The following is a 12204-nucleotide window of genomic DNA, read 5'->3' on the forward strand; positions in this document are numbered from 1 at the left end:
AGGCCGCGGTCAGAGCGGGCCGGGCCGGGCCGGGTTCGCAGTGCCTGTCTTCATTCCCACCACGCTAATTCCCGCTACCCCTGGTCCTACATGCCTCGACAACATCCGCGGGCGCACGACCTGATCGGTGGCTCATTGCGCCCATTGGCCAGATTGCCAGCGTGCCCCGTGCCATGCCCGACGCAATGTTCCTTCACATGCGTCGAATCTGATCAGGCGTTTCAGTCATATCTTACGGCGACCTGATCATAGAACCTCGCGTCTCCCAATCGTACATTTGAGCCACCGGAATGCCAGGTCAGCCGCCTGCCTTCAGGCCGGTAGATGAACGCTCACGGCCCCGCCGCATGACGATTTATATTGGGAGAAATGCTATGAATGCAGTATCGCGACTCACCGACCGCGATCGTTACGCGCGGTGCATTCGCGCTTCAAAGATGGTCAGCTGGGACATCGACCGTGACGTGATTCGAGGCCGCACGTTTGACACGTCGCAGAAGTATCTGCCAGACGGGCTCTCACTGGCTCCGAATTTCATCACGCTCTCCGATAGCGAGAAGCGTTTTGTCAGCCAGATTCAGGGACGCACGTATGCCAACGTGTTCGGACTGGTGGAGCGCTTCATCAACGCCAAGGTGCTGGAAGTCAGCCGCGACTATTGGCTCGGCGACCAGGTGGCGCTCGAGGCGCTGGTCCGCTTTAGCGACGAGGAGCTTAAGCATCAGGCGCTGTTTCGCCGCATCGACATGCTGGTCGGTGAAACGCTGCCCGCCGGCTATCGCTTCAACGTCGACCCTGATGCCATTGCCGCCGTGGTCCTCGGCAAGAGCACCTGGGCCGTGCTGGCGCTGACGCTGCATATCGAACTGTTCACGCAGCTTCACTATCGCCATAGCATTGATCCAGACGGTCAGCTTTCCGAACTATTCAAGAATGTATTCCTTTACCACTGGAAGGAGGAGAGTCAACACGCCATTCTCGACGAGCTCGAATGGGAACGTCATGACGCCACTGTCACGGCTAACGATCGCGACAAGGCTGTTGACGAGTTCATCGAACTGGTCGTCGCGATCGACGGCATTCTGCAGGCGCAGGCCGTAGCCGACGCGCGTTACTTCGTGGCCAACTGCGGCCGCGCGGTCTATGAAGCGGAAACGCTGTCGATCGAAGCGAATTTCCTCGAGGCCTACCGGTGGCAATACATCCACTCGGGTGTACGTCACCCTCATTTCAGGGAGGTGCTTTATAGCCTTATTTCCGAAGACCAGGCCATGCGCATCCAGACTGCGCTCGCCACCCTGCAATAAGACTTTCTGAAGCTGAACAACCCACGTTTGTAGAGGAGATGGAACATGAATGCCAATGCACAGACCCATGAAACTAACATCGTCAACGGCCTCGACGTCGACGACCTGTTCTCCCTGATCGAAGGCGTCAAGGGCGATGCGTCGAAAGCCAACACCAGTTGGCGCGTTGCCACGACCTGGAAGGGCCAGGCCCGGAGCCGCTCCGAGGTAAAGGGGTTCGCGATCGGAGGGCAGGACGTGTCGCGTCGATTCACGATCGATATCGATGAACCTCTCGAACTCGGCGGCTCGAACCAGTTCGCCAATCCTCAGGAGCATCTGATCGCGGCGCTGAACGCTTGCATGACGGTGGGTTACGTGGCGCAGTGCGCTGTTCGCGGAATCACGCTCCAATCTCTCGAGATTGAAACGGAGGGCGACATCGACCTTAGAGGCTTTCTTGGGCTCGACCCGAAGGTGGCAAACGGTTACGAGAGCCTGCGTTATACCGTTCGTATCAAGGGCAGCGGTACCAGGGAACAGTTCGCCGAAATCCACGACGCTGTCATGGCCACTTCTCCCAACTTCTACAATCTGGCGAATGCCGTCTCCTTGAAACCCACGCTTGTGATCGGGTGAGCTTCGCGATGTAGGGCGGCGCGACTGGAATCGTCTCTGTCGCACCGCCTTCCAACTGCGGATCGCCAACTCAGCTGTCCGGTGAACTGTCATACGCGTTCACCGACGTTCACCGGTTTCAACTTTTCGGCAGGTGTTCAGGCTTGAAGTTACTCGACGAAATCCGTCGCTTCGGAAGAGCCTTTCCAGGCGTCGACATCGTGCTGGACCGCTGCGGTCTTTTGCGCCGCCAGTTCGTTCGCAATCTTGCCGGCGAACAGGTGCAACGGGGGTTCTGTTACGTCCACCGCCTGCATGATCAGCAGGGCCAGCTTGTCCGGGTCGCCTGCCTGACGACCGTGCAGCGTGCCGAGATGCAGATCGAGCGATGCCTTGGCCTCGGTATATTCGTCGATCTGCCGTTTGGCCACCGCTAGCGCGCCACTCGACAAAAACTCCGTGCGCACCGGCCCCGGATACACCACCGTTGCCTTGATGCCGAACTCGGCCACCTCGGCGGCCAGCGACTCCGTCAGGCCGGCGATGGCGAACTTGCTCGCCACATAGCTGCCCCAGCCGGCGTAGCCGCCCTGGAAACCCACGATCGAAGCGATATTGATCACATGCCCGCCGCGCTCGGCACGCAGGTGCGGAAGCGCATGCCGCAGCACCGTCAGCGGGGCGAACAGGTTGATGTCGAAGTTTTGCCGAAGCTCCTCGTCGGAAAGCCCTTCAACGGTGCCCTGTTGCGCATAGCCGGCGTTGTTGACGACCACATCGATCTTGCCGAAGGTTTCAATCGTCCTGGCGATAGCGGATCGCACGCTCTGGTCGTTGGTGAGATCCACTTGCAGAGGAAGAAACTGCCCGGAAGCCGGGCCGATCGCTTCGGTCAGCGACGCTACGGTTCGCGAGGTCGCCGCGACACGATCGCCGCGCGCGAGGAGTTGCCGTACGAGTCGTTGGCCGACGCCTTTCGACGCGCCGGTGACAAACCAGATTTTTGCAGATTTGCTCATGATGATGTCCTTTGATAGATCAGTCATGCGAAATTAATGGAGGCCAATTGTTTAAAGGAACACGGCCATGAATTACTTGAGCGCCACGCTCATTCCGCCATCGGCCATCACCACCGCGCCGACGATATAGCTGGCTTTATCGGAAGCCAGGAAGGCGATCACTTCGGCGATTTCCCGCGGATCGGCCGCCCGTTTGATCGGCGCGCTCTTGCCATGCGCGGCGAGAAAAGCCGGCCCGTCTTCGTGGATGTGGTTCGTGATGTTCGTCACCGCATCGCCCGATCCGACCGCATTGACGCGAATGCCGTGATCGATCGCTTCGAGCGACATGGCGCGCGTCAACTGGGCGAGCGCGCCTTTCGACGCCGCATAAGCGGCGATCAGCGGAAACGCCTGATAACACGCATATGAGCCCACGTTGACGATCGCGCCCGTCTTCGCCGGCATCATCGCGCGCATTGCCTCGCGCGAGAAAAGGAACGCGCCGGTGGAATTGACTGCCTGAATGCCGTTCCAGTCGTCGAGCGTCATGTCAATGACCGGCTTGTTGATGATGATGGCCGCGTTGTTGACCAGAATGTCCAGCCGCCCAAAGCGTTCTGTCGCTGTCGACACCGCACGCACCGCGCTTTCTTCATGCGCGACGTCGGCGATGAGCGGCACGATCCCCGGCCGGGCCAACGCTTCGACATTGGCGCCACGATCGACGGCGATCACGGTGGCGCCTTGGCCGTGCAGTAGCTCGGTGGTGGCGAGTCCGATGCCGCTAGCCGCGCCAGTGACGATGGCGACCTTGCCGGCGAACATTTGGTCTGTGGATGCAGATGAGGTCATGATGAATTTCTCTTGGGGGAAGGGGATGGTTAGAAGGAACTTGCCGTCGGACGCACGACGAGTTCGCTCACGTCGACATCCGCCGGCTGCTCGATCGCGTAGGCGACTGCGCGCGCAATGGCGTCGGAGGTCAACGCGATCCGGCGGAAGTCACGCATTGCGGCCCGCGCCGTTTCGTCGGAGATCGAATCGGCCAACTCCGACTCCACGACGCCCGGGCAGATCACGGTCACGCGAATCTTGTCGGTTTCCTGCCGCAAGCCATCCGAGATGGCGCGCACGGCGAATTTGGTGGCGCAGTAGACAGCGGCCGTCGGCGTGACGGCCAGCCCGCCGATCGAGGACATATTGATGATCTGGCCGAACCCCTGGCGCTCCATGGTCGGCAGTACCGCGGCGATGCCGTGCAACACGCCGCGCACGTTCACGTCGATCATGCGATTCCACTCGTCCACTTTGAGCGAGCTCAAAGGCGACAAAGGCATCACGCCGGCGTTGTTGACGATCACGTCGATACGGCCGAAGGTGTCCAGCGCGAACTGGGCGAAAGCGTTCACGTCGGCGGCGGACGTGACGTCGAGTGCCCGATAATGAACCGAGCCGCCGCTCGCCTGGATTGTTTCGGCCAGCGCCGCGAGTCGTTCGGTGCGCCGTGCGCCGATCACGAGCTGATGCCCCTGGGCAGCGAGCAGCCGAACCGTTGCTTCACCGATACCGCTGCTTGCCCCGGTGATGAGGATGACCTTGGGTTGGTTGGTTTGCGTTGTCATGGTGCGTTCTCCGTTCCGATAGTTCGTGCAGGTCTTGTCCGAGGGGCGCCGCGAAGGCCGTACATCAGGAAGCAGGGCAATCGCGGCGGCGTCTCTCTCGAGACCTTCGGCAGCACTGTGCAACCGATGACCCATCTTATGAGCCGGCCACCTGCGTGCGAATACACGCGACAATGGCGGTATTGCCTATTCCTATCGACGTGGGTTGTTGCCCGTTGATCGAGTCCGGCGGAATCGCTTAACCTGACCTCGCAAAAAAAGGAGTTCTCGTGACCGTTGCCGACACCCCGGTTTCCACAAGAATGGTGAGCCTGCTTGGGCGCCTGGCGCCGAATGAGGGGTACACCCAGTCCGCACTGGAATCGGTGCGGTTCATGCGCTCGAACCGGCCGTTGGGGCGCACGCCCGTGCTGTACGAACCCAGCATCGTGATCGTGTGCCAGGGGCGCAAGCTGGGCTTTCTGGGCGAAGAGGTGTACGTCTACGATGCGCAGCACTACCTGGTTCTGTCGGTACCGCTGCCGTTTTCCACGGAAACCGAGGCGAGCGAGTCCGAGCCGATGCTGGCCGTGTCGCTGCGGCTCGATCTCACCGATCTGACCGACCTGATTCTGGCGATCGATCAATCGACGTGCCAGCAGCAAGGCACGCCGCTTGGGATCGTCTCCACGCCGCTGGAGGGCGATCTTGCCGACGCTACGTTACGCCTGCTACGGGCGCTGAGCTCGCCGCTCGATGCGCAGGTGCTCGGGCCGGCAATCGTGCGCGAAATCTGCTATCGGGTCCTGGTGGGGGAGCGCGGTGCGGCGATGCGAGCGGCGCTCGCCCATCAAGGCCGCTTCGGCAGGGTGGCCAAGGCGCTGCGGCGGATCCACACGGACTTTGCCGAGCCACTCGATGTCAGCCGTCTCGCCGACGAAGCCGGCATGAGCGTGCCGGCTTTTCACGCCAATTTTCGGGCCGTCACGCAGACCTCTCCGATCCAGTACATCAAGTCGACGCGGCTTCATCAAGCGCGCCTCATGATGATCCGCGACGGCTTGACTGCCGCGTCCGCGTCGGCGCGAGTCGGCTATGAGAGCCCGTCGCAGTTCAGCCGCGAATTCAAGCGGTTTTTTGGACGCTCGCCGGTGGACGAGGCTCGGGACATGCGAGCGTCTTTCGCGCTTTCGCCCGCCGCGAAGATCGACGATTTTGTCGCGTCTCACTGATAGCCGGCTTCACCCATGCTGCGCGCGAGTTGCGGCCCTCAGACCGGGCACCGGCGCTGAGCACAAAGGCAACGGCAACGGCAAGGGAGAATAACGCTAGCTGCGGTAATCGGATTTCGGGTCGTCGATCAGACGGAGCGCGGCTTGCCACGCCAGTTCCGCGATTTCCGCCGAATCCTCGCGAGCGAACTGGCTCGCGGTCAGTTCACAGACTTCACGCGACGGGATGCGCAAGGCGCTGCCGCCGGCCAATGCCTGAATCTGCGCCTGGCAGGCACGTTCGAGGAAGTAGATCTCATGGAATGCTTCGGCGGCCGTGGCGCCTGCGGCCAGCAATCCGTGATTGCGCAGGATCATCGCCTTGCAGGTGCCGAGATCGCGGACCAGACGTTCGCGTTCGCCGAGTTCCAGCGCGATGCCTTCGTAATCGTGGTAGCCGAGCTTGCCGTAGAACTTCAACGCATGCTGGCTGATCGGCAGCAGCCCTTGTTCCTGAGCGGATACAGCGGTTCCGGCGGCCGTGTGCGTGTGGATCACGAAATGCAGGTCGTCCCGCGCGGCGTGAATCGCCGAGTGGATCGTGAAACCCGCGGCGTTCACGCGGAACGATGCGGGCTCGGTTTGCGCTCGCTCGTCGACGACCTTGCCCTGATGATCGATCTTCACCAGATCCGAAGCGCGCATCTCGTGGAACAGGACACCATAGCGATTGATCAGGAAGGCGGCTGGCTCACCCGGCGCGCTCGGCAGACGCGCGGTAATGTGCGTGTCGATCATGTCCGTCATGCGGAAATGCGCGACGAGCCGGTAAAGCGCGGCCAGTTCTTCCCGCACATGCTGCTCGCTATCGGATTGCGTGCTGCGTGCTGCGCGCGATTCCAGCGCAGGGTCGGATAATTGGGTCGTTTGCATTTGAGAAGGCTCCGAGGTTCGCACTTGCTGTCGCGTGCGTAATGTTCGCTGGCGGCGAGGCGGGTTGGCAAGCGTCGCGGCTTCGGTAAACAATACGCCGTTATCGTCGGCGAGGACCAGTCCGTCGGACCGTACCATGCTCGCGCATGGTCTCGTGCCTTTATCGAAAGCCAAAAGCAATCTCCGATAAAAAAAGAACTCGCCCAAAAAGAAAAACGCCCCGCAGGGCGTTTTTCAAGAACTTCGATCCAGCAGGAAACTCGCGTTCCCCACCGAGAGAGACCCGCTTAGAACTTGTGACGGATACCGACGCGGAACGCCAACTGGTTGTCCGAACCCGTGCCCGACGTATTGAAGTAGCTCGTGCTCGAACCGATCTGCGCCTGCACATCGCCCGTTGCCGCATTGTGGCCCGAAGCGATCTGGTAGATACCCAGTGCATACACGTCCGTACGCTTGCTCAGCGCGTAGTCGACGCTCAGGTCCACCTGATTCCAGTGGCCCGTGTTCGCGTTGCTCAGGTGCATGTACGTGTAGCCTGCGCCTGCCGTCAGAGCCGGCGTGAACGCGTACTTCGCGCCTGCTTCATAGGCGGCGAACGTCGTCGAACCACCCGTGATCGGCTCGAAGCGCGTGTTCGTGTACAACGCCCACAGCGTCGCTGCGCCGATCGAGTAACGGCCGCCGACGCCGAACGTGCGCAGATCGCGCACCGTGCCGGTCGTCACGTTGGCCATCGCCGTCGAGAAGGCCGGCGTTGCCTGACCCGGGAAGCGGATGTCCGTGTAAGCCGCGCCGACGCCGAACGGACCGTTGGCGTAGTTCACGCCGAAGCTATAAGCACGCGACGAACCGGCGGTCGTGCCGACCGTCGGTGCGCCGGCAAATGCGCCTGCCTGGTTCGAGAAGCCGTACATCGCGCCGAAGGTCAGGCCCGCGAAATTCGCGCTGCTGAACTTGACTGCGTTGTTGATACGGCTCGACGTCAACTGGTCGACGTCGTTGATGTGGTAAGCGTAGTTACCCGCGACGGTCTGGCCGCCGGTCGAGTAGTTGCCGCCCAGATAGTCCGTCGAAAACGAGTACTGGCGACCGAACGTCAGCGAGCCGATGCCGTCCTTCGACAGACCGACATAAGCTTGACGGCCGAACAGCGCGCCACCCTGGCCGAGCGTGCCGTTGCCGCTGTTAAAGCCGCTTTCCAGGACGAACAGCGCCTTCAGGCCACCACCCAGATCTTCCGTGCCGCGCAGGCCCCAACGGCTGCCTTGCGAAACGCCGTCGTCGTACTTGAAGAGGTTGTCGTGACCCGTTGCGGTCTTCGAGTTGTTCACGTAGCTGATACCGGCATCGATCAAGCCATACAGCGTAACGCTGCTTTGCGCGTGGGCGGCGGTGGCGAAGACGGCGAGAGTAGCGGCGGTCAATACTTTCTTGTTCAAGACTTTCTCCGATTAAAAATTAAGCGATCGCGGCGCCGAACTCTTTGGTCAGGTCGTGCGATGGCCCGAAATTTAAGGGAACGCAGAGTAAGGTATGTGACAGCATGGGTTATTTTTGAAATCTGTCGCGCCGGCGCGACACTCACATGGCGCCGCCCGCTCAAATCACGCAGGCCATGCGCGTATAAGCTTTTTCCGGATCGTGCATATAAGCGTGTGAAAAACGATTGGTTTCGGGCGCCCCGGCCGCATGCGACGATGCGCGCCTATCAACAAATCACACGTGGGGCAACGCATGCAACGCCGGAGAATCATCCAGAACCTACTCGCTATTGCGGCCATTTCGCTGACGGCCACGTTCGCGCACGCGGACGACAAACAACTCAAGATCGGCACGATGAGCGGTCCCGATGCGCAAATCTGGACGGTCGTGACGAAAGTGGCGGCGCGCGAAGGTCTGAACGTCAAGGTCATCGAATTCAACGATTACGTGCAGCCGAACGCGGCGCTCGACGCGGGCGATCTCGACGCCAATGGTTTTCAGCACCAGCCGTTTCTCGACAGCCAGATCAAGCAGCGCGGCTACAAGATCGTCAACGTCGGCCTGACCTATGTGTCGCCGATGGGCTTCTATTCGAAGAAACTCAAGTCGCTCAAAGACTTGCCGGAAGGCGCGAAGGTCGGCATCCAGAACGATCCGTCGAACGGCAACCGTGCGCTGCTGCTTCTGCAGAAGTACGGCGTGATCAAACTCAAGCCGGGCGTCGGCACGAACGGGGTGAACGCGACGCCGCTCGACGTCGCCGAGAATCCGAAGAAGATCAAGCTGGTCGAACTCGACGCCGCGCAATTGCCGCGTGCGCTCGGCGATCTCGACGCGGCGTCGATCAATACCGACTACGCGGTCAAGGCCGGCCTGCAGCCGACCAAAGACGCGATCGCGATCGAGGACCTCAAAGGCCCGTACGCGAATCTGATCGCGGTGCGCGAGCAGGACCGCAATCAGCCGTGGGTGAAGAAGCTGGTGGCGGCGTACGAGTCGGACGAAGTGCGCAAGTACATCGATACGCAATTCAAAGGCGCGATCATTCCGGCCTTCTGAGCGCGGCGTCGACACACGGAGTGCAAAAGCAGATCGCCCGCTGAAACAGCGGGCGATTTGTCTTTCGGCTCAAGCTTTTACCGGTGCAATGCGCGGCAACGCGGCACCGTCCACGGTTGCGCTTTAGTTGCTCAACAGCGAGCCGCTGCGGAACGCCTTCGCGCCGGCGATGCGCGCGAACTCCAGGCCGGCCGTCGCAAAGCGCGTCAAATGCCGTGCGTACAGCACGCCGGCCACGCTGCTCTTCAGCGTGACGACTTGCTCCGTCAGCGGATCGACAATATCGGCGATCTCATGGCCCACGTCGACCCAGGTGCCCACTTCGCAGCGATACACCAGCACGCCGCTCATCGGCGCGACGATCGGCTCGGCGCCGGCGAGCGGCGTGGCGGCGAATTCGAGCGGCGGCAGCGGAGCGGCCGTACCGTCGATCACGCCACGCGAGGTCAGGTATTCGATGATCGCCTGGGCATCGTGCTCGGCGTACTCGTACGACACTTCGCGCTGGCCGCGCAGTTCGATCGTGACCGAGATCGAGCCGTTCGGAATCGGGAAGCGGTCGCCGTAGCGGCCACGCAGATCCGACCAGCAGAAGCTGTGGATTTCATCGAACGGGTTGCCCACCGAATTGAGCGCGAGCAGCGAGGCCTTGGCATCCAGGTAGCAGGCGAGCGGCTCGACTTCCGGCCACAGATCCGGATTCGTGTAGAGGTGCATCGCGGCTTCCCAGTCGCAGTGCAGATCGAGCACGATGTCGGCGTCGTACGAAAGTTTTTGCAGTGCGAGGCGCTGCGATTCGAGTTCGGTTGCCGGCTGTTGCGCGTCGAGCGCCTCGCGCATGGCCGTACGGATGGCGGTGCGGTTGGCGTCGACGTTGTCGGTCAGGCGCGACTCGATCACCGGCTGCACCAGCGCCGACAGATCATGGAAATTGCGGTTGAAGTTCTGCGCGGTGTTGGTTTCGAAGCGTCCCGTCAGATGGCCGAGAAAGTGCTGGTTCAGGCCGATCGGATTGGCCACCGGCACGATCACGACTTCGCCGCGAAGCTTGCCGGCCGCTTCCAGCGCGGCCAGCTTGCGGCGCAGCGCCCACGACACCAGCATGCCGGGCAACTCGTCGGCATGCAGCGACGACTGGATGTAGATCTTCTGCCCGCCGCCGGGACCGTAGTGGAAACTCATGAGGTTGCGGGCGGTGCCGAGCGTCGGGGCAATCAGCGGATGGGTTTGGGTTTGCATAGTTTTCAAATCCGCGGCCAGGTGGGGCGTGCCGCGCTATCTCGTTGATAACAGTGGGGAAACTTGCTTGGCGGCCGGTCAGTCTCGGGGCCGGCGGGTGGCGCCTTGCGGGCGCCTCGATCGCACGATCTTAGCCGATATGACGCAGTGTGTGGTTTTATGCGGCGCCGCAAATGAAACGGGCTCCGCATGTGGCGGAGCCCGTTTCGGCAAACCGGCCGGCGCGCCGTCAGACGCGCATGGCTGGTTGAGTTGGCAACTTAGCTGCCGTACACGTCGAAGTCGAAGTACTTCTTCTCGAGCTTCTTGTACGTACCGTCCTTGATGATGTCGGCGATCGCCTTGTCGATCTTCGCCTTCAGATCGGTGTCTTCCTTGCGCATGCCGATGCCCGCGCCGTTGCCGAGGATCTTCGGATCGTCGAGGTTCTTGCCGACGAAGTCGAAGCCGGCGCCGCGCGGCGTCTTCAGGAAGCCGATTTCAGCTTGCACCGCATCTTGCAGCGCTGCGTCCAGACGGCCCGACAGCAAGTCGGCGTAAACCTGGTCCTGGTTCTGATACGGCACGACCTTCGCGCCCTTCGCTTCCCAGTACGTCTTCGCGTAGGTTTCCTGGATCGTGCCTTGTTCCACGCCAACCGTCTTGCCCTTGAGCGAGTCGGCCGTCGGCAGGATGCCCGAACCCTTCTTCGCGACGAGGCGCGTCGGCGTGTTGAACAGCTTGTTCGAGAAGGCGATCTGCTCGGCGCGTTGCGGCGTCATGGACATCGACGACAGCACGCCGTCGAACTTCTTCGCCTTCAGGGCCGGGATCATGCCGTCGAAGTCGTTTTCGACCCACACGCACTTGGCCTTCAGGCGCGCGCAGATTTCATTGCCGAGGTCGATGTCGAAGCCAACGAGCTTGCCGTCCGAGCCCTTCGACTCAAACGGAGGATAGCTGGCGTCAACGCCGAAACGGATGGTCGACCACTCTTTAGCGTGTGCGCCAATCGAGACGGTAGCAAGCAGAGCAACCGTCAAAGCCGCTAGCAGTTTTTTCACTGTTTAACTCCTCGTGTAGTTCAAATACGCCCGCATGCGGTTGTACCGCTGCGAGTCACCCGGCGCGACTCACGACCGGGCTTGGGTTGAAGCTGCCAGCCGGGGCGGCCAGCAGCGCGCGCCAAGCTTATCAGTTCAAAAAGATTGGGTAGCTAGTGAAACACCGGATGGCGCGGGAGGATAGCTTTTAAGGTCCAAGTGTGGTGGAGATTCAAAAGCGGCCGTGATGCGTATTGGATGGAATGGCCGCTCGCCTTGCGCATGTAATCGCGTAGTAATGAAGTTGGCTAATTGCGTCCGTATTGCAGTTCGGCCGAATGACGCGCGATTCAAGCCACTCGGGCGCGGCGGACTAAAAACCGGCCATTTACTCCTTATTTACTGCTTACCCAGCGAATCCGCGCGCCCGGCGCCGACCTCGCCGCACCACAGTTCGCCTTTGTCCATCATCTGCGCCTCCTGCGCGGACATGCCCGCGCAGGTGCCGCGCATGTCCGGCGTCTCGCGCTCAGTGCGCGCGAGCGCGGCCCGGTTCATTTCGCCCTGAAGCCAACTGCCGAAGCACCCGATCGACCCGGCCGCGACGGCCACCCACATCCACTCTGTTTTGCTCAAGCGCATTGTCTGTTTCTTGTCCGACTCTTCGACTGCCCGCAAGACAGGCCGCGCGACATCCGGCGACGCTGCCGTCGACCGCCGGCGGCGGACTGGGCAAGAGAGTTTATCGG

12 protein-coding genes are annotated in these 12204 nt (G+C 61.5%); 4 read left to right on the forward strand and 8 right to left on the reverse strand.

Features of this window, described 5'->3' with window-relative positions; translation table 11 throughout:
- Positions 1 to 374: 374 nt before the first annotated feature.
- Together ACQKRQ_RS30440 and ACQKRQ_RS30445 are read left to right on the forward strand one after the other, a co-directional pair.
- Positions 375 to 1307 carry a hypothetical protein gene (locus tag ACQKRQ_RS30440; RefSeq protein WP_132382204.1) on the forward strand — a complete coding sequence of 311 codons (933 nt, stop codon included), beginning with the start codon at positions 375 to 377 and terminating at the stop codon, positions 1305 to 1307.
- 45 nt (positions 1308 to 1352) lie between these two features.
- Positions 1353 to 1925 (forward strand): OsmC family protein, encoded by a 573-nt coding sequence (locus ACQKRQ_RS30445; RefSeq protein ID WP_427481261.1) that lies wholly within the window; start codon positions 1353 to 1355, stop codon positions 1923 to 1925.
- 149 nt (positions 1926 to 2074) lie between these two features.
- Here the strand turns inward: ACQKRQ_RS30445 and ACQKRQ_RS30450 are convergent, their stop codons facing one another.
- The 3 genes from ACQKRQ_RS30450 to ACQKRQ_RS30460 form a co-directional block, all read right to left on the reverse strand.
- Entirely contained in the window at positions 2075 to 2923 is an 849-nt protein-coding gene (locus tag ACQKRQ_RS30450) for an SDR family oxidoreductase (protein WP_427481262.1), read from the reverse strand.
- A gap of 72 nt (positions 2924 to 2995) precedes the next feature.
- On the reverse strand, positions 2996 to 3757 hold the full coding sequence (locus ACQKRQ_RS30455; RefSeq protein WP_427481263.1) for an SDR family NAD(P)-dependent oxidoreductase: 762 nt from the start codon (positions 3755 to 3757) through the stop codon (positions 2996 to 2998).
- A gap of 29 nt (positions 3758 to 3786) precedes the next feature.
- The gene (locus ACQKRQ_RS30460; RefSeq protein WP_427481264.1) at positions 3787 to 4527 is read right to left on the reverse strand and encodes an SDR family oxidoreductase; all 741 of its coding nucleotides are present in this window, start codon (positions 4525 to 4527) and stop codon (positions 3787 to 3789) included.
- Positions 4528 to 4829: 302 nt separating this feature from the next.
- Here ACQKRQ_RS30460 and ACQKRQ_RS30465 point away from each other — a divergent pair, with 302 nt between their 5' ends.
- On the forward strand, positions 4830 to 5738 hold the full coding sequence (locus tag ACQKRQ_RS30465) for an AraC family transcriptional regulator N-terminal domain-containing protein (protein ID WP_427481404.1): 909 nt from the start codon (positions 4830 to 4832) through the stop codon (positions 5736 to 5738).
- A 96-nt stretch (positions 5739 to 5834) separates the two neighbouring features.
- Here the strand turns inward: ACQKRQ_RS30465 and ACQKRQ_RS30470 are convergent, their stop codons facing one another.
- Both ACQKRQ_RS30470 and ACQKRQ_RS30475 read right to left on the reverse strand, forming a co-directional pair.
- Positions 5835 to 6650, reverse strand: a complete 816-nt coding sequence (locus ACQKRQ_RS30470; RefSeq protein WP_427481265.1) for a class II aldolase/adducin family protein — start codon at positions 6648 to 6650, stop codon at positions 5835 to 5837.
- Between the two features lie 287 nt (positions 6651 to 6937).
- Complete coding sequence (locus ACQKRQ_RS30475; RefSeq protein ID WP_132382218.1) at positions 6938 to 8092, reverse strand: porin; 1155 nt, start codon at positions 8090 to 8092, stop codon at positions 6938 to 6940.
- A gap of 295 nt (positions 8093 to 8387) precedes the next feature.
- Between ACQKRQ_RS30475 and ACQKRQ_RS30480 the strand changes: the two genes are divergently transcribed.
- Positions 8388 to 9194: a MetQ/NlpA family ABC transporter substrate-binding protein gene (locus tag ACQKRQ_RS30480; RefSeq protein ID WP_408177014.1), complete on the forward strand. Its 807-nt coding sequence runs from the start codon at positions 8388 to 8390 to the stop codon at positions 9192 to 9194.
- A 123-nt stretch (positions 9195 to 9317) separates the two neighbouring features.
- Here ACQKRQ_RS30480 and ACQKRQ_RS30485 read toward each other — a convergent pair whose 3' ends face one another.
- The 3 genes from ACQKRQ_RS30485 to ACQKRQ_RS30495 all read right to left on the reverse strand — a co-directional run bounded on the left by ACQKRQ_RS30485 (position 9318) and on the right by ACQKRQ_RS30495 (position 12097).
- The gene (locus tag ACQKRQ_RS30485; RefSeq protein ID WP_408177015.1) at positions 9318 to 10433 is read right to left on the reverse strand and encodes a succinylglutamate desuccinylase/aspartoacylase family protein; all 1116 of its coding nucleotides are present in this window, start codon (positions 10431 to 10433) and stop codon (positions 9318 to 9320) included.
- A 260-nt stretch (positions 10434 to 10693) separates the two neighbouring features.
- Positions 10694 to 11476, reverse strand: coding sequence for an ABC transporter substrate-binding protein (locus ACQKRQ_RS30490; RefSeq protein ID WP_132382224.1), 783 nt, complete (start codon positions 11474 to 11476; stop codon positions 10694 to 10696).
- Positions 11477 to 11854: 378 nt separating this feature from the next.
- The gene (locus ACQKRQ_RS30495; RefSeq protein ID WP_408177016.1) at positions 11855 to 12097 is read right to left on the reverse strand and encodes a hypothetical protein; all 243 of its coding nucleotides are present in this window, start codon (positions 12095 to 12097) and stop codon (positions 11855 to 11857) included.
- Positions 12098 to 12204 lie beyond the last annotated feature (107 nt).

It is taken from the genome of Paraburkholderia sp. NPDC080076, from assembly GCF_050281145.1.
GTDB lineage: Bacteria > Pseudomonadota > Gammaproteobacteria > Burkholderiales > Burkholderiaceae > Paraburkholderia.